Origin of the sequence: Sphingopyxis microcysteis (genome assembly GCF_012274265.1) — a bacterium.
Classification (GTDB): domain Bacteria; phylum Pseudomonadota; class Alphaproteobacteria; order Sphingomonadales; family Sphingomonadaceae; genus Sphingopyxis; species Sphingopyxis microcysteis.
The window spans coordinates 579730-603606 of the sequence record NZ_JAANYY010000002.1 but is presented as its reverse complement, the minus strand read 5'-3'; the positions used below and the strand labels follow the sequence as shown (position 1 = coordinate 603606).

The following is a 23877-nucleotide window of genomic DNA, read 5'->3' as shown; positions in this document are numbered from 1 at the left end:
CCCCCGCTTTCGCGGGGGCGACGAACTACGCTGTTGGCAACGTGACCACCGCATCCAGCCCGCCGGCGGCGCGATTGACCAAGGTAAGCGCCCCGCCCTCGCCCTCGGCGATGTCGCGCGCGATCGACAGCCCCAGCCCCGACCCGCCGGTCGCCCGGTTGCGCGACTGCTCGCCGCGCGCGAAGGGTTCGACCAGCGTCCGGATCTGATCGTCGGACAGGCCGGGGCCATCGTCCGATACAATGATCCGCACCGCACCCGGCGCGCGCTCGACCGATAGGCGCGCACGCACCCCATAAGCCGCGGCATTGTCGATCAGGTTGCGAAGCGCGCGGCGCAGCAGCAACGGACGCGCAAGCACCGCAGCGTCGACGGCCGCCGCCACGGACACATCCTTGCCGCGTTCGCGATAATCAGCGGCCAGTTCTTCGACCAGTCCGCGCAGCGCCACCGGCTCGCGCCCCTCGGTCCCAGCGCCCGACCGCGCCAGCGCCAATATGTCGGTCAGCATCGCCGCCATTTCCTCGATCGACGCAATCATCTTGTCGCGCAGCGCGTCATCTTCGACCTGCTCGACCCGCACCCGCAGGCTGGCGAGCGGGGTTCGCAGGTCATGGCCGACTGCGCCGAGCATCCGGTCCTTGTCTGACAGCATCGTCGCGATCCGGCTGCGATAGGCGTTGAAGGCGATGATCAGGTCGCGGACGTCGGACGGCCCCTCCTCTTCCAGCGGCGTCGCGTCGCGCAGCGCCGGATTGGATCGGGCCGCGCGGGTCAGGTCACGCAGCGGCGCCGCAGCGCGCCAGGCGATGACCATGATCGGTATCAGCAGCAGCAGATAGAGCGACAGCGTCTGCCAGACCAGAAAGCCCTGCAAGCGATTGCCGCTGGTCGGAATACGACCGCGCACCGCGATGTAACGGCCATCGATCTGGGCCGACACGATGACGGTCCTGCCGGGAATATTGGCTCGCAGCCGCGGTCGCTGTGGCAATGCCCACGCATCGACCGACTCGGCGGTGACGTCCGCCTCGCCAAGCAATTTTTCGACATAATCGGCAAGATCGGGCAGCGGGACGGCCCCCGTCGGCAACGGCAGCGGCCGGTCCGAAACCACAAGTTTCTGGGCGCGGTTGGGACGTCCGTGCTCCCCCGACCGCGCATCCTGTTGCGGCGGCAATTCCCCGCGCCGGGCGCGGTCGACCGCATCGATAATCCGCGCCACCGCCATGCCGCCGCCATGCGCCAGCGTCTGCTGGCTCTGGCCGCGCACGAGCAGGGCAAAATTGATCGCTTGCGCGGCGAACAGCATCAGCGCCACAGCAAGGACGAGCTGGCCGATCAGGCTGCGCGGCCACAACCGAATTTTCACGCCGCCGGTCCCATCCGCTTGACTTCGCAGGCCAGCGTATAGCCGCCGCCCCACACCGTCTTGACGATCTGTGGGTGCGCGGCGTCCACCTCGATCTTCTTGCGCAGGCGGCTGACCAGATTGTCGATCGCGCGGTCAAAAATTTCGGCCTCGCGCCCGCGCACCAGGTCGAGCAACCGGTCGCGGCTCATCACCTGCCGCGGATGGCGGACCAGCGCGTGGAGCAAATGATATTCGCCCGATGACAGCGCCACTTCATTGCCCTGGCTATCGACCAGTACGCGTTCCACTTCGCGCAGCACCCAGTCGGCAAAGGCATAGCTGGTTCCGCCGGGATCGAGCACGCGCCCGCCCTGCTGCGTCCGCCGCAGCACGGTGCGGATGCGCGCCACCAACTCGCGCGGGTTGAACGGTTTGACGACATAATCGTCGGCGCCGATCTCCAGCCCGATGATCCGCTCGGTATCCTCGGCGCGCGCGGTCAGCAGGATAACGGGAATGGCGCTGTTCTCGCGCAGGTGGCGGGTCAGCGACAGACCATCCTCGCCGGGCATCATGATGTCGCTGACGACCAGGTCGATCGACTGGGCACGCAGCACCGATCGCGCCTCGGCGGCGCTCGCAGCGGCAGTGACCGCAAAGCCTTGGGCGGTCAGATATTCGGTGAGAGGCTCGCGGATCGACGGTTCGTCGTCGATCAACAGGATGCGCGGGTTGTGGTCGTCGGTCATTGTCGATCCGCTGAAAACGCCAAAGTCGGAACGCTAGTTCGCCCACCGGTCGAACGACCGATGGGCGATAGCTGGCAGGGGCCAGCCGCAAAGGCAATGCCGGGAGGGGGGAAGAAAGCCTGCCCGTCGCCGCCGATCCCTGCCAAATGCCAATTAGCTGGCGGGAACGGCGGGTGCCGCACGCTTGGCGCGCCATTCGCTGCGCTGCGCCTTGCGTTCATCGGCGGTCACCTGGCCATCCTTGTTGGCGTCAGCCGCATCGAAGCGAGCCAGTGCAGCAACCTGGAACTCGGCCTGGCTGATCGCCTTGTCGCCGTTGGTGTCGGCCTTGGCCATCATGCCGCCGTGCATGGCATGGCGCGCTCCACGCTTGCCATGACCGCGCATGCCATGACGTTTGCCTTCGCCGGCTTCGCCAGCCTCGGCGCGCTTGGCGACGCGCTCTGCACGCTTGGCAGCCCGTTCGGCGTTCTGGTTGGTCCATTCGGCCTGGCTGATGCTGCCGTTGCCGTCGGCGTCGAGGCTGGCGAATTTCTTGGCCTGCATTTCGGCGCGCTTCGCCGTCCGATCGGCAGCGTCGATCTTGCCGTCCTTGTTGTAATCCATCTTGGCAAACCGCTCGGCGGCATGCGCCTGCGCTTCAGCGCGCGTCAACGTCCCGTTGCCGTCGGTGTCGGCCTTGGCGCCGCCAGGAGCGGCGAGGACGGGCGCGGCAATCAACGCGGCGCCCAGCGTCAGAAACGAAATCTTCTTGCACATGGTACGAACTCCTTCAGGGGATCGATCCGGGGGATGACCGGATCCCGATGAAGGCGTTCTAGGCGTCATTTGTCCCAGCCACTTGCCGGATCGACGCAAAATTGTCGCAAATTGTCGCAGTTTGGCGGCGCCGTTCATTTTCGCGACAACCGCGACAGCCTTGCGCGCAAAAATGCAAGGGTGCGCGCACCACCGATGCACGCACCCGTTCCAACAGCAACAGCGTCGATTACGGACTAACCGGCGAATCCTCGTCATCGTCGGAAATCAGGACGATGGCGGTGATCCCGGCGAGCAAACCGACCAGACCGATGATCCAGCTCGAATCGCCTTCAAGATTGCTTTCGCCAGCAACGGACGATGGCGCCCGCGCACCCACCGCCGCGGATGCCGCGACCGGCGCCAATACGGCTGACGATGCCGCCAGCGCGATGACGAGCTTTTTGGCCATATGCATTTCATTCTCCATCGATTGATCAGAAGGGGTGAGCACGATCAACGACCCGGCCGCGCCGATTGATCCCCGGCTGGGGCGGCGTTCGTCGCGTTAATCGGACGGGTCGGCGGGGCGTCGGCCGCACGGCGGGTTCGATCAGGGGTTGCTCGCCGCGCGCGTCCGGGCTTATGCGGCGTCAAGATAACAGGAGATATTATGGCCGCATCGCTACCCCTTCGCCTGCTGCTGACCGCCGCCAGCCTGGGCCTTTTCCTGCCCGCCGCGATCGCCGCTGAGCCCACGCAAGGGACCGCCTGGCTCAACCGCCAGATGGCCGCGCTGACCGAACGCAATGGCGCAGACGGCTGGCACGTTACCCCGAGCGGCCTGCGCTGGCGCCGCATCGCGGGCGACGGCAGCGGCGCGCACCCCGCCCCCACCGACGTCGTGACGGTGCACTATGTCGGCACCCTCGCCGACGGACAGGAATTCGACAGCTCGATCAAGCGCGGCACGCCGACCAGCTTTCCGCTCAATCGCGTCATTCCAGGGTGGCAAGAAGGCGTGGGGCTGATGGGCGTCGGCGACAAGGTTGAACTCGCGATCCCCTACCAGCTCGCCTATGGCCCCGAAGGAAAAGGCCCGATCCCGGGCGCCGCGACCCTGCTGTTCACGGTCGAGTTGCTGAAGATCGAGCGTTGATCCGCGGCGTGCAGGATCCTTCATAAAGCACCGGCTTGCGCGGCTTCAGACGGCTTGGCCACTGAACCGGGGTCGGCTAGTTTGCCCTAGGCTGATCACCCGCGGTCGCGCTTGCGAGCAAGAGCAGCCAGGCGGTGTGCGGGATCCATTGTTCGATCCAGCGCCAGTTTTCGGAATCCGGTCCCGGGGCAAAGGTGATGCCCCGGCCTTCATCGCTCGTATCCGACCCCGTGATGCCGTTCGAGACGCCGCCGCGCACCATGGCGCCCGCGCTCTCGGCGTGCGGCGGATTCTTTGCACCGAAGCCATAAACCATGCTGAGGTCATAGGGATTACGACCCAGCGTCCAGTCGATTTGCGCCTGTGCAAAGGCGGCGAGTTCGGGGGCGACGCCGAATGCCTTGCCCGGCTGCGGCGCGGTGGCGCGCCCGCCTAGCACCGCTGCGACCGATAGCGATGCGAGACGGGCGCTTTCTCCCTGCCACCAATAGCCCGTCTCATTGGCGTGCGGCATGAAGAAACCTTCGCGAACGCGCGGATCGCGTTGCTTCGTCTTGAAGTCATAGAGTTGGAAACTTTGGCGCGGATAGGCGAAGGGGTTGGCGACGCTGGCGTCCAGTTTGAGCTGGGCGGCCAGCACGCGCGCGATCGTCGCCTTCGCTGCTGCGTCCCGAGCAGGGTCGTTTTCGATCGCGAGATAGGCGACGAGCGCGACAACCGGCAGTCCGGCCTCGGCGCCGTGGTAGAAGGGCCGGTCGCTATCGTCAGAGCGAAACCAGCCCCGGTCGGTCAGTCGCCCGTTGAGCGCTGCCGCGCGGCCACGGGCAGCATCGAGATAGACCGGCTTGCCGGTCGATTCGAACAATTCGGTGGCGGCCAGCAACGCGCTATAATCGTCGATGATATTTTCTTTGCCATCATCGGCATAGCGCAGGTTGTTCGCCTGAAGATGGGCAAAGGCGCGTTCGGCGTCGGCGAGATATTGATCGGCGGTGAAAGCCCCTTTCACGCCCTTTTCCCTGGACAGCCGGGCGATCCGCGCCAGCGCGGCGATCGCCGCCCCCGCCCCTTCGCGAAAGGCCGCAGGATAATCGTCCGAATAGACCCCGTCGCGTCCCGTATACGCGGTGAGCACGCGTTCGGCGCCCGGGGTGCCCCAGCGGTCGAACACGGTCATGTAGAAATAGCCCTCGGGCGCGAGCAGGCGGTGCAGGAAATCGGCGCCCCACAGCGCTTCGGCGATCACCGCGTCTTCGGCGCCATGTTCGCGAAATTTGGCAGGTGCCAGATCATAGCTTTTGGCCAGCGCCCAAGCCGCGAATCCCGTCTGCTGCGGGTTGAAGAAGTTGGCGTAGGACAGGTGCGACAGATATTTGCCGTTGTCGCCCCCGGCGTCCTTCCACCCTCCCCAGACGTCGACGAAGCGGTTGCCGCCATGGACGCGGATATTGCGATCGGCGGGGTCGGTGTGACGACTGAGCCGAAAATAATCGACCAGCGCCTGCCCGGTGACGCCGAACAACGCCCCGTCAGCCAACACAAAAGCGGGCGAACGGGCGCTTGTCTTTCCTATCGAGACTTCGATCGCATAGGCAGCGGGCTCCCGAACATGGGAAAAATCGGCGGCGAAATAGCGTTTGCCGACGCCCCATTCAGTAAATTCCGGAAGCCTTTCCAATGCGCCGGTCGCAACCGGTTTGCCGTCGCGCAGCAAGGTGAAACCGCCGGCTTCCGCCAAGCCCTCATATTCGACGATCGCCGTTTTGCTGCCGGTCCGCTCCAAAGCGACCTGGTTGACATGGAGCTTGAGGCTGTCGGCCGAAGCGGGCGACGCCCAACCGAGCGCTGCGCCGATCGCGATCGCCGCCCCCAGACAATGTTTCACCCCCGACATCCCTCTCTCCCTTGTCCGCGCCGCCATGCTCTTATCGCTCTATACGCTAGCCCAGGCCCGCCTACCCGTCGTGTCCTTGTCAGGCGCGCGCGTCAGAAGGTCACCCGGGCGCGCAAGCCATAGCTTCGCGCATCGTTAAGGAAGCGCAGATTGAGCGAAGATCCGACCAGCGCCTTCGTCGATGCCTCTTCGTTCATCAGGTTGGACGCCCACGCTTCGAAACGGAAATTGCCGATCGTATAACCCGCCCCAAGGTTGAGCGTCGCAAAGCCCTTTTGCTTGTCGGGAAAGCCCGCCTCCAGTGCCGTCAGACGCGTACCATCAAGGAAAACGATGTCGTTCTCGTTGAACTGCGACAGATAATAGGATGAGCGATAAGCAAGCAAGGCCTGCCAATCGAACTTGCCCGGACCGGCATCGAAATGTTGCGACAGCCGCGCGGTGATGTTGAGTTTCGACGCCAGCGGCAGGTCGTTGCCCTTCAGGCTGATCAACGGCGAATTGCCCCCTGCGCTAAAGTCCTGCGCGCGCGAATCCGCGACCACACCGTCGGTGACCTTGGTATCGAGCCAGACAAAATTGAGGTCGAGCCCGAAATTCCCGGGCAGGCGGAAACCCGTTTCCGCTTCGATGCCATAGAGCCGCGAGGCGCCCACGTTACGATTGACCAATGCGAAGCCGTTGCACGGCGGGGTCGCGGTCGGATCGAAGTTGATGCAGGTCAGATCCTGGAAGACCTGGTTATTATACTCATAGTAGAAACCCGTCAGGTTGAAGGTCGCGCGGCGGCCAAAGGCATCGAAGATATTGCGCGTTCCGACCTCATAGACGAGGACGTCTTCGGGCTTGTATGTTTCTGGCACCAGATCGGGATCGAAGCTGTCGTTGAAACCACCCGACTTGTGGCCGGTCGAGACCTTGGCATAGAGCATCGAGTCTTCGCCAACATCGAGTTCGAACCCCGCGCGCCAGTCGACATAGTTGAACTTGGAGCGGCCAAACTGCTGCGTCGGGATTGTGAGGTCGGCGTAGGTGTGTGCCCCATCGGCGGGGCAATCGACAAAGCCATTGTCGATGTCGGGCCGATCGAGACATGTGCCGAGCGGATTGGTGCCATTGGCGATCGCCTGGATCTGCTGGATCAACGTGTCGCGGCGGCCGGGCGCGCTGATACCTTCGATCAGGAAACGGGCGCGCTCCTGCGGGGTATCAAGATCGCGAACATCGAAATTGGGCCGGTTGAGTCCTGACGGGACGAAACCTTCGGTTCCGAGGCGCGTCGCAAAGCAGCATGCGAAATCCGCGCCGCCGAGCGTCAATGCCCAGTTACCGCCGATGCCATAACGCGACTTCTTTTCGTCGGTGTAGCGCAAGCCGCCAAAGATGCGGATACGGTCGGTCACGTCGAACGTGCCGTCACCGTAGAAGGCGAAGCTTTCACCCTGGACGTCGGGCATCGTATATTCGGTACCCGAATAGCAACAATAGCCACGGTCAGCGAGCGAGAAGAAGAAAACCTCCTGATCTTCCTGGAAATAGAAGGCGCCTGCATTCCAGCGGAAGCGCTGGTCGGCATTGGCGAACAGGCGCAGCTCATAGACCTGGCTTTTCGATTTTGTTTCCCAAAAGGTGTTCGAAAAATTGTCGTACTGGATGGCGTCAAGATCGCGCAGCGGATAGGCGATCCCGTCACTGCTGGCATTGTTCTGCTCGAAATGGACCGACCGATAGCTGGCGCTCGCCTCGGCGGAGAAGGTGCCGAAATCATACAGGATCTTGCCCTGGACGCCCCAAAGCTCGTTGGTCATGTCGCCCTGGGTACCGCGATAGACGACATCTTTCAGCTTGAGCCGGTCGGCAGTGAGCCCGCTGTCGGTGACCGCGCCCCAGATGCTCGAACCCGGATAGCCCGTCCCCGTTTCCTTGCCATAATCGCCGATCAGCGAGACGCTTAGCGCGTCGCTCGGCTCCCACAGCAGCGACGCGCGGCCTGCATAATTTTCCTCGAGCCCCGCGGGCTTCAGCGCGCGCGCCTCGGCGCCGGTCGAGGCGTTGCGATAGCCGAAGTCCTTGTTGACATACATGCCGGCAACCCTGGCGGCGAAGGTCTCGCCAAGCGGGATATTCAGTGCGCCCTCTGCACCATAGGACGAGCGATTGGATATCTCCGCCTGCGCATATCCGCCAAATTCGCCCAGCTTCGGCTTTGCGGAGATGATGTTGAGCGTGCCAGCCAGCGCGTTGCGACCGAAAAGCGTGCCCTGCGGCCCCTTGCTCACCTCAACCCGTTCGAGGTCATAGAACATCACCCCCAACCCGCGCGGACGCGGGATGTAGGTGCCGTTGAAGTGCGGTGCCGCTGCCGGGTCGCCAAGTTCGGTATTGTTGGCTGACCCGACCCCGCGGATGAAGATGTCGACATTGCCTTCGGCGTTCGAGATGTTGAGGCCGGGTACCGCGACCTGCAAATTGCGCAGATCGGCAATGCCGTCGAGACGCAGCTGATCGGCTGTGAACGCCTGCACGACCCCCGACACGTCCTGCAGATTTTGCTCGACGCGGTTCGCGGTGACGATGATTTCGTCCGAAGCGGGTGTTGCGGATGCATCCTGCGCTACAGCGATCCCCGGCTGGGCGGAAAAGCCGATCGCCGCGCATGCGCTCCCAAGCCACAAACGGCGACGAAAATTGACGTTGGACCTCTTAAGCCGGCTCCGCATGCCTACCTCCCCTTGATGGATCGTGTCCGGCGTTCATCGCCAGCCATCCGTTGTGCGATCACAGGATCGTCGGCGCCCGCTGATGCGGCCTGCAAACGACATCTGATTCTGTCGCAGCTTAAGCGCTCCCATCACAGCATGTCAATATTACTTCTATTGGATGTTTTTATTTATTGGCCCGCACGGGCTTGGGGCGCGCTCCCCACCCGCGGCTCAAAAGCGCGGCATGCGTTGAGGTCGCGGTTCGCCGAGGATTTTGTTGACGTCCAGCCGGTCCTGCCGCTCGTGCAGAAGCAGGTCGAAGCGCGGCGAGAGCATCTCGTGGATCGGCAATACTGCGGCGCCGAGGATCGAACTATCCTCCTGATGTTCGGACAGGACGATGCGCGGCGGCGCGCCGGCGACGGCTGCGCGTACCGAGTGGCGGAGCGGCATCGCTAGCGCCACGACGCGCTCGGCCAGCGCGCGGGGCGCCGAGCCACCGATGACGATCGTCGCTGGGTCGAGCATATTCTCGATAATGCACACCGCGCTGCGCAAATGCGTCGCCGCCTGCGTACACCATTCCATCAGGCGCGGATCTTCGTCGGCCAGCAGGGCGCCGATTTCCGATTGGCTCAGCTCGTCATCGGGTGTTCCACGGATGAATTCGGACAGCGAATGCAGCGAAAGATAGCGTTCGAGGCAGCCATGATTGCCGCAATAACAGGCCTTGCCATGCGGCACGATCGGGATGTGACCGATCTCGGTGGCATTGCCGTTGGCGCCGCCATGGGCGCTTTTGTTGATGACGAGCGTACCGCCAAGGCCGACGCCGAAATGCAGGTAGAAAAAGCCGTCAAGATTCTGCGCCACGCCAAAAAGCGATTCGCCCAGCGCACCCGCGACGCTGTCGATATTGTGAAAGACGTGAAAGCCGGTCGCCCGCCGGATCTGGTCGAGAATCGAGAGATTGGTCCACCCTTCCAGCGCGGTCGGACCGACAAAGCTGAGGTCGGGAACGTCAAAGGGGCCGGGCAACGCGACGCCGACCCCCCATATCCGCTGCGCATCCGACGACCGGCGCGACAGATCGCGAACGATCGCGACGACCGCCTCCAGCGTGGCACGCTGGTCGCGCGCATCGATGTCCTGTTCGACGCGATGGAGCACTTCACCCACCAGATTGACCAGCGCCGCCGTCACCCTGCGCGGCTCCAGGCTGATGCCGATCGAATCGCCGCCGCGCGGATTGAGTGCGTAAGCCATCGGCGGCTGGCCGCGCGATTTCGCGCCTGTAATCCGTTTCGATACGATCAGACCCAGCGATTCGAGGTCCTGCGTGATGTTCGCAACGGTTTGCGGGCTGAGCGAAACCAGGTCGATGATGTCCTTGCGCGCCACCTCTTTTTGCCGCCGGATCACGTCGAGCACGATCCGGCGATTATAGGGGGCGCTCGATTGCTGGGTGGCTCCCCTGCTGGTCATATTCGCACTCCACAAGCCCAATTCCGACAGGTCTTACGAAAGCGGCGCGGTCATGGCCAGCTTTTGATTTCTTCTATCCGATAGATTTATTAATTGACAGCGACCCTCCCGATCGACCATTATCCGGGCAACGGCCTGTAGGGTCATCAGGGGAGGACACCAAGGCCAGCCAAGCGCTGTGCCGTGATCCGATCCGCCAAAGCAGATCGAGCAGAAGCAGTTCATGACGCAACACGACGCCGCCGCGCCCGGCCTCACCATCATCGGCGACATTTGTATCGACCTGATCCTGGGCACCGTCGACGGCTGGCCGGCGATTGGCACCGAGACGTTGATGGAGCGCAGCGAGATGCGCGCAGGCGGGTCGGCGGGAAACACCGCGCTCGCCATGCGGTACCTCGGTGCGCCATGCCTGCTCTTTTCGGAGGTAGGAAATGATTCCTTCGGCGGGTGGCTGGCCCAACAATTTGCGGATGTCAGCACCGACCTTCATGGCTGCGACGCAGCAACGTCGATCTCGACGGGGATCATTCATGATTGCGGGGAACGCACCTTCTTCACGACGCGTGGGCATCTTGAAAAACTGTGCTGGCAGAATATCGAGCGACAGATCCACGCCGCCCCCTTCCCGGGAGCGATCGCGCTTTTGACCGGCGTGTTCCTGTTGCCGCGAATGCGCGCAGTTTATGACACGATCATCGCCACGTTGCGCAAGCTCGGCTATCAGATCGCATTGGATACAGGTTGGCCTTCGGGTGGCTGGACCGAAGCGACCCGCGGCGAAATGCTGGGCTGGGTCGCCGCTTGCGATCATATTTTGTTGAATGAAATCGAAATCACCGCGCTCGCCGGAGAGGATGACCTCGACCGCGCGATGCAGCGGCTTGCACCCGCGCTACGCCCCAATGCGACGCTGATCGCCAAAACCGGCCCCAAAGGCGCCGTAGGGCTCCAAGCCGGGACCAGAGTCGCCAGTACCGCGCCGCTCGTGCAACCGTTCGACACGATCGGCGCCGGCGATTCCTTCAACGCCGGTTATCTCGACGCACGCCTGCGCGGCGCGTCGCTGGCGGACGCGCTGGGAGCGGGTTGCCGAACAGCCGCACGGGTGATCGCGCGCTTTCCGCGCCAAGCGATCGAGCAAGGCGAGTTCGCGATCGACCGCGCGCTGGCGGAGTCCTGACACAAGAAACTATATCGGTCGCGGGAGAGGGAAAATGGCCAATCGGACGCTGGTGGTTTGCTACATATTGATCGTGTGGTTCGCGATCTCGTTCGTAACCAACATTATCGGCCCACTGATGCCGGTAATTATCCGGGATTTCGGTCTGAGCCTGACGCTTGCCGGCTTCCTCCCCTTCTCATTCTTCCTCGCTTACGGAGTGGTGTCGATCCCCGCCGGCATCATGGTTGAAACGGTCGGCCCAAAAACGACGCTCGTGACCGCTTTTTGCCTCAATCTGACCGGAGCGCTGCTGTTCGCATTGCTGCCAAGTTATGCGGTTGCCGTTGGCGCCCTGTTTGTCATCGGCGTGGGCATGGCGATGTTGCAGGTGGTGATCAATCCGCTGATGCGCACTGCCGGGGGCGAGGCGAACTTCGCGTTCTTTTCGGTCATGGGCCAACTTGTTTTCGGCCTTGCTTCCTTCGTCAGCCCCTTGGTCTTTGCCGCCATGATGGCGCGTGGTACGCGGAACGCGTCTCTATTTGGCTTGCCCGCGACCGACCCGGCGTGGATCGCGCTCTACTGGGTTTTCGGCGCCATTTTTGCCGTGCTGATCGTCGGCACGATCGCAATGCGCGTTCCCCATATCGTCCTGAAAGCCGACGAGCGCGCGGGCAACGCCCTTGCCTATCGCCAGCTCATTGCGGATCGCAAGGTTCGGTTCTTTTTTCTCGCCATCGCCGCTTATGTCGGCACCGAACAGAGCCTTGCCAACTGGATGTCGCAATTTCTGGCAACCTATCACGGCGTCGCGCCCGAAACCGAAGGTGCGCGCGCGGTCGCGATGTTCTGGGGCTGGATGGTGATCGGCTGCGCGCTGGGACTGGTCCTGCTCAAGCTCATCGATTCCAAAATCGTGCTGCGTATCGCGGCGATCGCCGCAATCGCCTGCGTCGCGGCGGCGCTGTTCGGCGGGCGGAGTGCGTCGCTGATCGCCTTCCCCGCCGCAGGCCTGTGCATTTCGGTGATGTTTTCCATCATCTTCGCCCTGGCGCTGAATTCGGTATCGCGCGACCATGGAGCGTTTTCGGGAATATTGTGCACGGGGATATTGGGCGGCGCGATCGCCCCGCTTCTGGTGGGTATCGTCGGCGAATGGATGGGGCTCAGAGCCGCCTTGCTTATCGTCTTTGCTTTGCTTGGCTTCATTCTCAGCGTCAGTTTCTGGGCCGATCCGCTTACACGCAACCAGACGATCGACCTGCGAAAGCGGCTGCGTCCGGCTGTCGCGGCGGAGGGCGACAGCCAATGATCGCCGAACAAACGCTTATGCACGCGGAAGCGGCCAGCGCCGCCGCAATCGTCGCGGCGCAGCTTGTCGGCGCGGCGGACAGCATCGAACCGCTAGCGCGGCGGCTTTGCGCGGACAGTCCGCAGATGGTCGCGACGTGCGCACGGGGCAGTTCCGATCACGCCGCCACCTTTGCCAAATATCTGATCGAAACCCGGTTGGGGATCCCGGTAACCTCGGCGCCGCCCTCGATAAGCTCGGTCTATCAGGTCACACCGAAATTGTGCGACGCGCTGTGGATCGCCATTTCGCAGTCGGGACAAAGCCCCGACCTGCTCGCCGCTACCCAAGCGGCAGCGCGATCGGGCGCGCAGACCGTCGCACTCGTCAACGCCCCGGGCGCGCCACTGGCGGAGATCGCCGACACGGTGATCTCGATCGGCGCCGGCGCCGAACGGTCGGTGGCGGCGACCAAAAGCTACATCGCAACGCTGACGGCATTGGCGAACCTGGTCGCGCGGTGGAGCCGCGACCGGACGCTTGCCGACCAGCTATTGGCGATACCCGACAAACTGGCAGCAGCTTGGGAGCTCGATTGGTCGCCGCTCGCCGACGGCCTGACGATGGCGCGCGGCCTCTACGTCATCGGACGCGGGCCGGGCCTGGGAATCGCGCAGGAGGCGGCGCTCAAGTTCAAGGAAACTTGCGGTCTGCACGCCGAAGCCTTTAGCGCCGCCGAAGTTCGCCACGGGCCATTGGCGCTGGTCGGCGCCGATTTCCCGCTCCTCGTGTTTCGCCAGAGCGACGAAAGTGCCCAAGGCATCGACCGGCTGGCAGCCGAGGTGGGCGAACGCGGCGGCCGCGTATTTGTCGTCGGCGGCGGTGTTCCCGGCACCATCAGCCTGCCTACGATCGCCGGACATCCGGTGCTGGAGCCCATCCTGCAAGTCCAGACCTTTTATCGCGCGGTGAACGCGCTGGCGGTTCAGCGCGGATATGATCCCGACAATCCGCGCCATCTGCGCAAGGTGACCGAAACCGTTTGAAATCGCGACTGCCGGATCGCGGGATGATCGATCATCGGCTTGGGACCGATTGCAGTGAACGCTCCCTCACTGCGCCCCGATCGGCAGACAAATTGGCGTGAATCTGGCGAATATTGTTGGAGCGGGTAGCGGGAATCGAACCCGCCTAGCTAGCTTGGAAGGCTAGAGCATTACCACTATGCTATACCCGCTCACCCAAGGTCGGCGGCGATTGCCAGTTTGCCCCATCTTCGTCAAGCCCGGCGTCGTGCGCATCGTTGAGAACATCATGGCAACATGCTAAAGCTGCGCCGTGCACGACGACGCGGACCTCAACCCCGGTGACGGCGCGGACGCCCCTGTTCGCAAGATCATCCATGTCGACATGGACGCCTTTTACGCGTCGGTCGAGCAGCGCGACGATCCGGCGCTGCGCGGGCAGCCGGTCGCGGTCGGCGGATCGTCGCGGCGCGGCGTCGTCGCGGCGGCAAGTTACGAGGCGCGCAAGTTCGGGGTGCGGTCAGCGATGCCGAGCATCACCGCGAAGCGCCAGTGCCCGGCGCTGATCTTTGTCCCGCCGCGGTTCGAGGTGTACCGCGACATCTCGCACCAGATCCGCGCGATCTTTCGCGACTATGCCGACGAGGTCGAACCGCTGTCGCTCGACGAGGCCTATCTCGACGTCAGCGCCGACAAGATGGGATTGGGCAGCGCAACCGCGACCGCCAGGCTGATCCGCCGCCGAATCCGCGAGGAAACCGGCCTGACTGCGTCTGCCGGCGTTTCCTATAACAAGTTCATCGCCAAGCTGGCGTCCGACCAGAACAAGCCCGACGGATTGACCGTCATCCCGCCGGGCAAGGGCGCCGCGTTCGTCCAGACATTGTCGATCCGCCGTTTTCACGGCATCGGGCCGGTGACAGCGGCGAAGATGGAAGGGCTCGGGGTTTTTTCAGGCGCCGATCTCGCGGCAAAAGACCCGCTGTGGCTGGCAGAGAATTTCGGCAACAGCGCCGAATGGCTGTTCAACCTGGCGCGCGGTATCGACCATCGGCGGGTCAAATCGAACCGCCCGCTGAAGTCGCTGGGTGGTGAACGCACCTTCTTCAACGACCTGATCACCGATACCGAAATTCGCGAGGCGCTCGCGCATGTCTGCACCGTCGTGTGGGACCGCGCCGCGAAGAAAGGGGCGCGCGGGCGGACGGTCACGCTGAAGCTGCGCTACGCCGATTTCCGGACGATCACTCGGGCGAAATCGGTGGCGGCGCCGATATTGGACGGCGCCGCGTTGCTGGCGGCGGGCGAAGCGATCCTGGCGCCGCTGCTACCGACCGAACAGGGCATACGCTTGCTGGGGCTGACGCTCAGCAAGTTCGAGGGCGAAGATGATGAGGATGAGGCCGAGACGGCGGGGCCGACCGATCTGTTGAGTCTGATCTGACCGACACCGTCGCCCCCGCCTTCGCGGGGGCAACGGACTCTATTCAGCCAACGCCCCCAGCCGCCGTTCCTTGGTCGCGGTAAAGCGAATGTCGGGATTGCGCTGGGTGATATAGCCCACTTCCCACCCGTCCTTCGCCATGAACACCGGCGCGCCGTCGCGATCGGTGGCGCTCGCGCCGCGATGTTCGGACTGGAACGCCTTCAGCTTTGCGGCGTCATCGCTGGCGATCCAGCGCGCGGTTTCCCAAGGCGACTGCTCCAGTTTCGCCTCGACTTTATATTCCACGTCGAGGCGGCTGATCAGCACCTCGAGCTGCAACTGGCCGACCACGCCGACGATCATGTTCGATCCGATCTCGGGGTAGAAAACCTGGATGATCCCCTCCTCCGCCATATCGTCGAGCGCCTTGCGCAGTTTCTTGGTCTGCGTCGGGTCGACCAGCGCGACGCGGCGCAGCAATTCGGGGGCGAAATTGGGCAGCCCGGTGATCGTGATGTCGGTGCGTTCGGACAGCGTATCGCCGACGCGGAGCGTGCCGTGGTTGGGAATGCCGATGATGTCGCCGGGAAAGGCCTCCTCGGCCATTTCGCGGTCCTGCGCCAGGAACAGCATCGGGCGGCTGATCGCAATCGCCTTGCCCGTGCCGCCCTGCATCAACCGCATCCCGCGCTCGAACTTGCCCGAACACAGGCGCATGAAGGCGATGCGGTCGCGGTGCGCGGGGTTCATATTGGCCTGCACCTTGAACACGAAGCCGGTCACCGCACTGTCTGTCGGCTCGACCGGTGCCGGTTCGGCGGGCTGTGGCTGCGGCCCCGGGGCGTGGTTCGCGAGCGCCGCGAGCAGGTCGACGACGCCGAATTCCTTGAGCGCGGACCCGAAATAGACCGGCGTCAGATCGCCATTTCGATACGCCGCCGCGTCGAACTCGGCATAGCAGGCCGAGGCCAGCTCGGTTTCTTCCTTGAGGTGCGCGAGCGCGTCAGCGCTGATCTCGGCCGCCAGCGCCGGGTCATCCAGCCCCGCCACCTTGGCGCGGTGCCCTTCATACATCCGCGACGCATCGGCGCCCGGTTTCATGATCGCCGGATCCACGAGATCGTAGATTCCTTCGAACTGCCCGCCCATCCCCGCGGGCCAGTTCATCGGGGTCACGTCGAGCGCCAGCCGGTCGGCAACCTCGTCGAGCAATTCGAACGGCGGCAGCCCTTCGCGGTCGACCTTGTTGATGAAGGTGATGATCGGCACCGAACGCAGGCGGCAGACTTCGAACAGTTTCAGCGTCTGCGGCTCGATGCCCTTGGCGGCGTCGATCACCATCACCGCGCTGTCAACCGCGGTCAGGGTGCGATAGGTATCCTCGCTGAAATCCTCGTGTCCCGGCGTGTCGAGCAGGTTGAATACCAGCCCGGCATGTTCAAAGGTCATCACCGACGAGGTGACCGAAATCCCGCGCTGCTGCTCGATCTTCATCCAGTCGGAACGCGCACGCCGCGCTTGCCCGCGCGCCTTGACCTCGCCCGCGATATGAATAGCCCCGCCTGCGACGAGCAATTTTTCGGTCAGCGTCGTCTTGCCCGCGTCGGGGTGCGAGATGATGGCAAAGGTGCGGCGTTCGGGATGCTTCTGGGACATGGCGGGCGCCTAGCAGCGGCGCGGCAATGTGGGAAGGGGTTGGTGCAATGCAGCAATCTTGCCGCGTCCTGGAGGAGAATCGCGTGACCACCAAAAAAGCCCCGCCGGATCGCACCGACGGGGCCATTTTTTTGCCCGCAAGGGCGGCCCGGCTTACGCCGCGCCGTGCGCCAGCGCCGCGAGGAGCAGGATCGCCACGATATTGGTGATCTTGATCATCGGGTTGACCGCCGGCCCCGCGGTGTCCTTGTACGGATCGCCGACGGTGTCGCCGGTCACCGCGGCCTTATGGGCTTCGCTTCCCTTGCCGCCGTGGTTGCCGTCTTCGATATATTTCTTGGCATTGTCCCATGCGCCGCCGCCCGAGGTCATCGAGATGGCGACGAACAGCCCGCCGACGATCACGCCAAGCAGGAGCGCACCGAGCGCTTCGAGCGCCGCGGCCGGTCCTGCGACCGAACGGATCACGAAGAACACGACGATCGGCGCCAGCACCGGCAGCAACGACGGGATGATCATTTCCTTGATCGCCGCCTTGGTCACCAGATCGACCGTGCGCGCATAGTTCGGCTTGCTTTCATAGGTCATGATGCCGGGGTTGTTCTTGAACTGGTCGCGAACATCCTTGACGACTTCACCCGCAGCGCGGCCGACCGCGGTCATGCCCATCGCCCCGAACAGGTACGGCAGCAGCGCGCCGAGCAGCAGCCCGACGATGACATAGGGCGACGACAGCGAGAAGGTCAGCGGCTCGGTCAGCCCCAGCGCCGCCGAATATTCGGTGATGTCGGCGGTATAGGTGCCGAACAGCACCAGCGCCGCAAGACCCGCCGAACCGATGGCATAGCCCTTGGTCACCGCCTTGGTGGTGTTGCCCACCGCGTCGAGCAAGTCGGTCTTTTCACGCACGCTGTCGTCAAGGCCCGCCATTTCGGCAATGCCGCCGGCGTTGTCGGTGACCGGGCCATAGGCGTCGAGCGCGACGACCATGCCGGCCAGCGCCAGCATCGCGGTCGCGGCAAAGGCGATGCCGATCAGCCCCGCCAGCATATAGGCGATGATGATGCCAGCGCAGATCACCAGCGTGGGCAGTGCGGTCGATTCCAGGCTGATCGCCAGCCCTTGAATGACGTTGGTGCCATGACCGGTTTCCGAAGCCTTGGCGATCGAGCGCACAGGCCGATAGTTGGTGCCGGTGTAATATTCGGTGATCCAGATGATCAGCCCGGTGATGATCAGGCCGAGCAGCGAGCAATAGAACAGCGAACGACCGTTGAAATCGGTCCCGGGGATCAGCGCTTCCATGCTGCCCAGCGCATATTGGGTCGAGAACCAGATCGCCGGGATCGACAGGATCGCGGTGACGAGAAAGCCCTTGTACATCGCGCCCATGACATTCGTCCCGTTACCGAGACGGACGAAATAGGTGCCGATGATCGAGGTGATGATGCAGACGCCGCCCATCAGCAGCGGCAGGCTCATCAGCGGCACGAGCATCTCGCCCGCCCCCTTCAGCAGCAACGCCATCAGCACCATGGTAGCGCCGACGGTGACGACATAGGTTTCGAACAGGTCGGCGGCCATACCGGCGCAGTCGCCGACATTGTCGCCGACGTTATCGGCGATCACCGCCGGGTTGCGCGGATCATCCTCGGGGATCCCAGCCTCGACCTTGCCGACGAGGTCGGCGCCGACGTCGGCGGCCTTGGTAAAGATGCCGCCGCCCAGACGCGCGAAGATCGAGATCAGCGAGGCGCCGAAAGCCAGCGCGACGAGCGCGTCGACAACAGTGCGGTCCTCACCGCCAACGGTATAACCGCCGGGGCCGATCAGATACCAGAAGAAGACCGAGATCGCGAGGAGCGCGAGGCCCGCCACCAGCAGGCCGGTGATTGCGCCGGCGCGGAACGCCATGGTTAGACCCGCCTGCAATCCGGTCTGCGCCGCGGCCGCAGTGCGCACGTTCGCTTTGACCGAAATATTCATGCCGATGTATCCGGCAACCCCCGACAGGACGGCGCCAATAACAAAGCCCGTCGCCGAAATCGCGCCGAGGAACATTCCAACGAGCACGGCGACGACGACGCCGACGATGGCGATGGTACGATATTGGCGGCCCAGATAGGCTTTGGCGCCTTCCTGAATGGCGCCAGCAATTTCCTGCATCTTTTCGTTACCCGCCGAGGCGCTGAGCACCTGCCGCGAGGTAATGAAGCCATAGAGCACGGCGACAAGGCCGCACGCTATCGCGATCATAACCGGATCAATCATGAATTTCCTTCCCCATTGAACGGGGCGGACCCAGTGAACAGTCGAGCACGTCCGACTTATGATTGCCGGTTCGCCCTCTCCCCTGATGCGACCGCCCCAATATTTGGACGCCGCGTTATGGGAATAAAGAAAGCCTAGGGCAAGCCCGGTTTTTCGGCACTTTTGTAACGGTTTCGCGTCAATGTATGAAACCGAGACGCTCGGGCAGCGCGATGCGTTGGGCGCGGTGCGTCAGCAGCAGCCCCTCGCCCACCCCGGCATGGCCGATCGGCGTCGCCGCGATATTCAACGCAGCCGCAATCTCGCGGATTGCGCCTGCCGATCCCGGATCGGCCGCGAAAAGCAATTGATAATCGTCGCCGGCGCTCGCCGCCGCCAGCCGGGTATCGACGACGTCGGGGCGCACTGCGAGCAAGGCCGCAGACAGCGGCACTGCCTCCAGCATCAGGACTAGCTCACACCCGCTGGCGGTCGCCATCCGTTCGGTGTCGATCAGCAGCCCGTCGGAAACATCCATCATCGCATGAACGTGGGGCGCCACCGCCTGCCCGAAGGTCAGCTGCGGCTGCGGGCGGCGATAGGCGGCAAGGCAGGTCTCGTTTGCTTCCTCGTGACCGAGGCGCATCGCAAGGCCTAGCCCGGCATTGCCGATTGAACCCGTTACCCACAGCTGATCGCCGGGCCGCGCCCCCGATCGCGACGGCGCCCCGCCCGGCGGCGCGCGGCCGATCGCGGTCAGCCCGAAACTGCGCGGCGCACCCGCAGGCGCGCGCACCGTATCGCCGCCAAGCAGAATGACGCCAAAGCGGCGAAGCGCCAGATCGAGCCCTTCCACGAACGCCACGTCCCATTCCGCGTCGCCCAGGCTATACCCAACGAGCACGCCAACCGGTGCGGCGCCTTTCGCGGCAAGATCCGACAGGTTCACCGCGACAAGCTTCCACGCGACATCCTGCGGCGTGTCGTCGGGCAGGAAATGCACGCCCTCGACGATCATGTCGTGGGTGAGGACCAGCCCTTCCCACTCGGCGGCATCGTCGGTCAGGCCGCGCGCGGCGGGGTCAGCGGCGATGGCGCGCAGACGGGCGATGAAATCGGTTTCGGACATGCGATACCCTCTCACCCAGAACAATGTGCCCTAATTCCGCTCGTGTCGAGCGAAGTCGAGACACGCTTGGGACGGGCTACGGTCTGCGTATCTCGACTTCGCTCGACACGAAAGGAGCTTAGCTATTCTTCCGCGCGTCCTTGCCGATCGCGTCGAGCAGGCCATTCGCAAACCCCGCTTCGCGCGCATCGAAAAACGCCTTGGCCACATCGACATATTCGCTGACCACCGCGCCGACCGGCACGTCACTACGCGCAATCAGCTCATAGGCGCCGGCGCGCAAAATCGCTTTCATCGTGCGGTCGAGTCGCTCCATCGACCAACCGCTGGCCAGCCGCGCGACGATCGCCGCATCAATCTCGTCGGCGCGCGCCAGCGTGCCTTTCACGATGTCGTCAAAGAAGGCGACGTCGGCATCGGCATATTCGGCGTCCTCGATCGTCGCGCCGATCCGGTGCTGGTGAAACTCGTGGATCAGCTTGGCCACCGGGGTCGCCTCCATCTCGTGCTGATAGAGCGCCTGAACGGCGGCGAGACGGGCGGCGGAGCGAGACTGGGCGCGTTGGTTCATAATTCTTTTCTACTTAAGACGCTGGCTGACCGAAAGCGCGTGGGCGGGCAGCCCTTCGGCACCCGCGAGCGCAACCGCCGCAGGGCCAATCGCAGCGAGACTGGCTTCGTCCAGTGCCAGAAAGCTGGTGCGCTTCATGAAATCCGTGACCGATAGGCCGCTCGAAAAGCGCGCGCGGCGGCCAGTGGGAAGGACGTGGTTCGGCCCCGCGACATAATCGCCGATCGCCTCGGGCGTCTGGCGGCCCAGGAACACCGAGCCCGCGTGACGGACCTTGGCGAACAGCGCGTCGGCCTCGGCGGGATCGACCGCGAGTTCGAGATGTTCGGGCGCGAGCCGGTCGCACAGCGGAATCGCGTCGGCCAGCGTCGGCACGGTGATCACCGCGCCATTACCGGCCCAGCTCGCCTGCATCGTCGCCGCGGTACTCAGCGTCGGGATGATCTGCGCGACCGCCGCCGCGACGGCGTCGGCAAAGTCGCTGTCGTCGGTGAACAGGATCGACTGGCTGGTCGGGTCATGCTCGGCCTGGCTGAGCAGGTCGGCGGCGATGATCCGCGCCTCGTTCTGCGCGTCGGCAACCACAACAATCTCGCTCGGCCCCGCGACCATGTCGATGCCGACGACGCCATAAACCTGCCGCTTTGCCTCGGCGACCCAGGCGTTGCCGGGGCCGGTGACAACATCGACCGGCGCAATGCGGTCGGTGCCATAGGCCAGCGCCGCCACCGCCTGCGCCCCACCGACGCGCCAGATTTCGTCGACCCCGCCGATATGCGCAGCGGCCATCACGACCGGATTGACCTCGCCGCCCGGCGTCGGGGTCATCATCACGATCCGGCCCACCCCCGCGACCTTGGCAGGCAGGATGTTCATCAGCACCGATGAGGGATAGGCGGCGCGTCCGCCGGGGACATAGACGCCCGCGGCATCGACCGCGTTCCAGCGCGCGCCGAGCCGCGCGCCCGTCGCATCGCAATAGTCGCGATCTTCGGGCAGCTGCGCGGCGTGATAAGCCCGGATGCGCTCGGCAGCGAGATTGAGCGCGTCGCGGAGTTCGGGTGCCAGCGCGTCATAGGCCGCGGCGCATTCCGCCTTCGAGATACTCCACCCGCTCGCGTCCAAGTTGAAGCGGTCGAACTTCGCGGTATAATCCGCGAGCGCCGCGTCACCGTCTGCCTTCACCCGAGCGATGATCGCCGCGACGTCGCTCGACACGTCGGAATCGCTCTCGCGCCGATCATTGACCAACGCGTCGAATTCGGCCGCAAAGCCGGGTGCGGAAGCATCAAGCCGCCGCATCGCCCACCGCCTGGCGGAATTGTTCGACGAGCGCCGGGACTTCGGCCGAGCGCAGCTTGAACGCGGCGCGATTGACGATCAGCCGCGCCGACACCTCGCTGATGATTTTCTGCTCGGCGAGCGCATTTTCGACCAGCGTCCGCCCCGTCGATACCAGATCGACGATGTGCGAGGCGAGCCCGAGCTTCGGCGCAATTTCCATAGCGCCGTTGAGCTTAATGCATTCAGCCTGGATGCCCTGGCCTGCGAACCAGCGCCGCGTCGTCGCCGGATATTTGGTCGCGACGCGGATATGGCTTTCGCCCAGCCCCGGCGGCGCGCTGCCCTCCGGCCCCGCAAGCGACAGGCGGCAATGGCCGATGCCAAGGTCGACCGGCGCGTACAGCTCGCTGTAATCGAACTCGTCGACCACATCGGACCCGACGATGCCGAGCTGCGCCGCACCGTGCGCCACGAACGTCGCGACGTCGAACGCGCGGACGCGGATCAGCGATATGTGCGGCTGGTTCGTCCCGAACACCAACGCGCGGCTTTTCTTGTCGAAAAAGTCTGCCGCGGGTTCGATCCCGACGCGCGCCAGCAGCGGCAGCGCCTCGTCGAGGATGCGTCCCTTGGGGATGGCAAAGATGATCGGTTCGGGCATAAGCGTCGCGCACATAGGCGGCGACGGGACAAAGGGCAATGAGCGAGCGTTATGAGCCGATCGAACTGGGCGATACCGGACCCGGCGCGGTGCGTGCCGCCTTTGCCAACCAGGTCGCCTATTGCCGCGCGAACGGCGCCCCGGTGACCGCGCGGATCGTGGCGGCGCTGGCCGCGTTGCTCGACAAGCCCGCCAGCGAATTTGCCCGCCGCATCGCCGACTGGAAGGGCGCGCCGCTCGCCGATGCGCTGCCGCTGCGCGCCGCGGGCGGACTTCACGCGCTGCACCTTGCCGGAGCCGCGCACGAATTGGCGCCGATCTACGCCGATGCCGACGACATCAACGATGCCGCGATCGTCGCCGGGGTCGTCGCTCGGCATCAGGCAGCACTGCTGCCCTGGCTCGACGGTCCGCCGCAGACCAACGAGGCGGGCCGCTCGTCGAATTTCATCGCCGCAATGCTGTGGCTTGCCGACAAGGGATTGCCGCCGCGCTTCGACTGCCTCGAAATCGGGTCGAGCGCGGGGATCAATCTGATGATCGACCGCTATCATTACGACCTCGCCGGGGTGCATGTCGGCCCGACACCGGGTGCGATGGCGTTCGCCCCCGAATGGCGCGGCAACCATCCGCCGATGCACGCCATTGAATTTGCGGGCCTCAAAGGCTGCGACGTCGCGCCGGTCGACCTGGCCGATCCGGCGCAGGCGCTGCGGCTGAAAGCCTATATCTGGCCCGAACATCATGTCCGCTTCCAGCGCATGGAGGCCGCGATCGCTGCGGCCACCGATGCGCCGCCGCAGCTGATCCACGCCAATGCCGCCGACTTCGTCGAGGCCGAACTGGTGCGCCCGCAGGCTGAAGGCACGACCCGGGTGCTGATGCACTCGATCGTCTGGCAATATGTCCCCGCCGACCAGCAGGCCCGCGTCACCGCCGCAATGGAAGCTGCGGGCGCCCGCGCGACCGCGGAGCGCCCGCTGGTGTGGATCGCGCTCGAGGCCAATCGGACGGTGCATCATCACGAGCTGGTGGTGCGATATTGGCCGGGCGGCGGCGCGCCGGTGAAACTGGCGCATGCGCACGCCCATGGCGCGTGGGTGGAGTGGTTGGGGTAAGGGCTGGATGTAGCCGATTGCGAACTTAGGCTATTTTCTCTCTCCCCTTGCGGGAGAGATACGAAGGCTTGGCAGCTTGCTGTCTAGCCGCAGTTGAGAGGGGGTTTGCGCCCGCTGGCGCCCACCCCCCTCTCCAAGCTTCGCTAGCTCCTGACGGAGCAAGCTGCGCTATCCTCTCCCGCAAGGGGAGAGGAGTTTATGACGGCATTTTCCCCCCAAA

Annotated in this window: 19 protein-coding genes and 1 tRNA gene; 6 read left to right on the top strand and 14 right to left on the bottom strand. The window is 64.3% G+C overall.

What is annotated here, in order from left to right; genetic code table 11:
* Positions 1 to 25: 25 nt before the first annotated feature.
* From G9408_RS02880 to G9408_RS02865, 4 genes are all read right to left on the bottom strand, one after another.
* The gene (locus tag G9408_RS02880) at positions 26 to 1372 is read right to left on the bottom strand and encodes a sensor histidine kinase (RefSeq protein ID WP_287408301.1); all 1347 of its coding nucleotides are present in this window, start codon (positions 1370 to 1372) and stop codon (positions 26 to 28) included.
* Positions 1369 to 2103: a response regulator gene (locus tag G9408_RS02875; protein ID WP_168452601.1), complete on the bottom strand. Its 735-nt coding sequence runs from the start codon at positions 2101 to 2103 to the stop codon at positions 1369 to 1371. The genes G9408_RS02880 and G9408_RS02875 overlap by 4 nt, the downstream gene beginning before the upstream one ends.
* A gap of 153 nt (positions 2104 to 2256) precedes the next feature.
* Complete coding sequence (locus G9408_RS02870) at positions 2257 to 2862, bottom strand: EF-hand domain-containing protein (RefSeq protein ID WP_168452600.1); 606 nt, start codon at positions 2860 to 2862, stop codon at positions 2257 to 2259.
* 229 nt (positions 2863 to 3091) lie between these two features.
* On the bottom strand, positions 3092 to 3313 hold the full coding sequence (locus tag G9408_RS02865) for a hypothetical protein (RefSeq protein ID WP_168452599.1): 222 nt from the start codon (positions 3311 to 3313) through the stop codon (positions 3092 to 3094).
* Between the two features lie 201 nt (positions 3314 to 3514).
* On the opposite strand from G9408_RS02865, the gene G9408_RS02860 reads away from it, so the two are divergent.
* Positions 3515 to 4000 carry an FKBP-type peptidyl-prolyl cis-trans isomerase gene (locus G9408_RS02860; RefSeq protein WP_168452598.1) on the top strand — a complete coding sequence of 162 codons (486 nt, stop codon included), beginning with the start codon at positions 3515 to 3517 and terminating at the stop codon, positions 3998 to 4000.
* A 76-nt stretch (positions 4001 to 4076) separates the two neighbouring features.
* Here the strand turns inward: G9408_RS02860 and G9408_RS02855 are convergent, their stop codons facing one another.
* The 3 genes from G9408_RS02855 to G9408_RS02845 form a co-directional block, all read right to left on the bottom strand.
* Positions 4077 to 5894, bottom strand: a complete 1818-nt coding sequence (locus G9408_RS02855; RefSeq protein ID WP_168452597.1) for a glycoside hydrolase family 9 protein — start codon at positions 5892 to 5894, stop codon at positions 4077 to 4079.
* Between the two features lie 92 nt (positions 5895 to 5986).
* Positions 5987 to 8614, bottom strand: coding sequence for a TonB-dependent receptor (locus tag G9408_RS02850; protein WP_168452596.1), 2628 nt, complete (start codon positions 8612 to 8614; stop codon positions 5987 to 5989).
* Positions 8615 to 8827: 213 nt separating this feature from the next.
* Entirely contained in the window at positions 8828 to 10081 is a 1254-nt protein-coding gene (locus G9408_RS02845; RefSeq protein WP_168452595.1) for an ROK family protein, read from the bottom strand.
* Positions 10082 to 10304: 223 nt separating this feature from the next.
* Here G9408_RS02845 and G9408_RS02840 point away from each other — a divergent pair, with 223 nt between their 5' ends.
* Genes G9408_RS02840 through G9408_RS02830 form a run of 3 tightly spaced genes read left to right on the top strand, consistent with a single transcriptional unit; the run spans position 10305 to position 13583 of the window.
* Entirely contained in the window at positions 10305 to 11264 is a 960-nt protein-coding gene (locus G9408_RS02840) for a carbohydrate kinase family protein (protein ID WP_168452594.1), read from the top strand.
* Positions 11265 to 11298: 34 nt separating this feature from the next.
* Entirely contained in the window at positions 11299 to 12558 is a 1260-nt protein-coding gene (locus G9408_RS02835; protein ID WP_168452593.1) for an MFS transporter, read from the top strand.
* The gene (locus G9408_RS02830) at positions 12555 to 13583 is read left to right on the top strand and encodes an SIS domain-containing protein (protein ID WP_210423167.1); all 1029 of its coding nucleotides are present in this window, start codon (positions 12555 to 12557) and stop codon (positions 13581 to 13583) included. The genes G9408_RS02835 and G9408_RS02830 overlap by 4 nt, the downstream gene beginning before the upstream one ends.
* Positions 13584 to 13700: 117 nt before the next feature.
* On the opposite strand, the gene G9408_RS02825 is transcribed toward G9408_RS02830, so the two are convergent.
* Positions 13701 to 13774 (bottom strand) — tRNA-Gly (locus G9408_RS02825).
* Positions 13775 to 13875: 101 nt separating this feature from the next.
* Here G9408_RS02825 and dinB point away from each other — a divergent pair.
* Positions 13876 to 15006: a DNA polymerase IV gene (gene dinB / locus G9408_RS02820; RefSeq protein WP_168452592.1), complete on the top strand. Its 1131-nt coding sequence runs from the start codon at positions 13876 to 13878 to the stop codon at positions 15004 to 15006.
* A 39-nt stretch (positions 15007 to 15045) separates the two neighbouring features.
* On the opposite strand, the gene G9408_RS02815 is transcribed toward dinB, so the two are convergent.
* The 6 genes from G9408_RS02815 to hisG form a co-directional block, all read right to left on the bottom strand.
* The gene (locus tag G9408_RS02815; RefSeq protein WP_120215940.1) at positions 15046 to 16644 is read right to left on the bottom strand and encodes a peptide chain release factor 3; all 1599 of its coding nucleotides are present in this window, start codon (positions 16642 to 16644) and stop codon (positions 15046 to 15048) included.
* A 153-nt stretch (positions 16645 to 16797) separates the two neighbouring features.
* On the bottom strand, positions 16798 to 18912 hold the full coding sequence (locus tag G9408_RS02810) for a sodium-translocating pyrophosphatase (RefSeq protein WP_168453423.1): 2115 nt from the start codon (positions 18910 to 18912) through the stop codon (positions 16798 to 16800).
* A 181-nt stretch (positions 18913 to 19093) separates the two neighbouring features.
* The gene (gene thiL, locus G9408_RS02805; RefSeq protein ID WP_168452591.1) at positions 19094 to 20023 is read right to left on the bottom strand and encodes a thiamine-phosphate kinase; all 930 of its coding nucleotides are present in this window, start codon (positions 20021 to 20023) and stop codon (positions 19094 to 19096) included.
* Positions 20024 to 20141: 118 nt separating this feature from the next.
* A complete protein-coding gene (gene nusB, locus G9408_RS02800) occupies positions 20142 to 20594 on the bottom strand; it encodes a transcription antitermination factor NusB (protein WP_168452590.1) in 453 nt (150 codons plus the stop codon).
* 9 nt (positions 20595 to 20603) lie between these two features.
* A complete protein-coding gene (gene hisD / locus G9408_RS02795) occupies positions 20604 to 21896 on the bottom strand; it encodes a histidinol dehydrogenase (protein ID WP_168452589.1) in 1293 nt (430 codons plus the stop codon).
* Entirely contained in the window at positions 21883 to 22539 is a 657-nt protein-coding gene (gene hisG / locus G9408_RS02790) for an ATP phosphoribosyltransferase (protein ID WP_168452588.1), read from the bottom strand. Before hisG ends, hisD begins: the two co-directional genes overlap by 14 nt.
* Positions 22540 to 22577: 38 nt before the next feature.
* Between hisG and G9408_RS02785 the strand changes: the two genes are divergently transcribed.
* Entirely contained in the window at positions 22578 to 23657 is a 1080-nt protein-coding gene (locus G9408_RS02785) for a DUF2332 domain-containing protein (protein ID WP_168452587.1), read from the top strand.
* The last annotated feature ends 220 nt before the right edge of the window (positions 23658 to 23877 follow it).

What these genes read in the sequence shown, in the direction of transcription:
- nusB (WP_168452590.1), bottom strand. Translation starts at nt 20,594, where the DNA reads ATGAACCAACGCGCCCAGTCTCGCTCCGCCGCCCGTCTCGCCGCCGTT.
- G9408_RS02860 (WP_168452598.1), top strand. Translation starts at nt 3,515, where the DNA reads ATGGCCGCATCGCTACCCCTTCGCCTGCTGCTGACCGCCGCCAGCCTG.
- hisD (WP_168452589.1), bottom strand. Translation starts at nt 21,896, where the DNA reads ATGCGGCGGCTTGATGCTTCCGCACCCGGCTTTGCGGCCGAATTCGAC.
- G9408_RS02865 (WP_168452599.1), bottom strand. Translation starts at nt 3,313, where the DNA reads ATGGCCAAAAAGCTCGTCATCGCGCTGGCGGCATCGTCAGCCGTATTG.
- G9408_RS02870 (WP_168452600.1), bottom strand. Translation starts at nt 2,862, where the DNA reads ATGTGCAAGAAGATTTCGTTTCTGACGCTGGGCGCCGCGTTGATTGCC.
- G9408_RS02830 (WP_210423167.1), top strand. Translation starts at nt 12,555, where the DNA reads ATGATCGCCGAACAAACGCTTATGCACGCGGAAGCGGCCAGCGCCGCC.
- G9408_RS02850 (WP_168452596.1), bottom strand. Translation starts at nt 8,614, where the DNA reads ATGCGGAGCCGGCTTAAGAGGTCCAACGTCAATTTTCGTCGCCGTTTG.
- G9408_RS02835 (WP_168452593.1), top strand. Translation starts at nt 11,299, where the DNA reads ATGGCCAATCGGACGCTGGTGGTTTGCTACATATTGATCGTGTGGTTC.
- G9408_RS02815 (WP_120215940.1), bottom strand. Translation starts at nt 16,644, where the DNA reads ATGTCCCAGAAGCATCCCGAACGCCGCACCTTTGCCATCATCTCGCAC.
- thiL (WP_168452591.1), bottom strand. Translation starts at nt 20,023, where the DNA reads ATGTCCGAAACCGATTTCATCGCCCGTCTGCGCGCCATCGCCGCTGAC.
- G9408_RS02785 (WP_168452587.1), top strand. Translation starts at nt 22,578, where the DNA reads ATGAGCGAGCGTTATGAGCCGATCGAACTGGGCGATACCGGACCCGGC.
- G9408_RS02840 (WP_168452594.1), top strand. Translation starts at nt 10,305, where the DNA reads ATGACGCAACACGACGCCGCCGCGCCCGGCCTCACCATCATCGGCGAC.
- hisG (WP_168452588.1), bottom strand. Translation starts at nt 22,539, where the DNA reads ATGCCCGAACCGATCATCTTTGCCATCCCCAAGGGACGCATCCTCGAC.
- G9408_RS02875 (WP_168452601.1), bottom strand. Translation starts at nt 2,103, where the DNA reads ATGACCGACGACCACAACCCGCGCATCCTGTTGATCGACGACGAACCG.
- G9408_RS02845 (WP_168452595.1), bottom strand. Translation starts at nt 10,081, where the DNA reads ATGACCAGCAGGGGAGCCACCCAGCAATCGAGCGCCCCCTATAATCGC.
- G9408_RS02855 (WP_168452597.1), bottom strand. Translation starts at nt 5,894, where the DNA reads ATGTCGGGGGTGAAACATTGTCTGGGGGCGGCGATCGCGATCGGCGCA.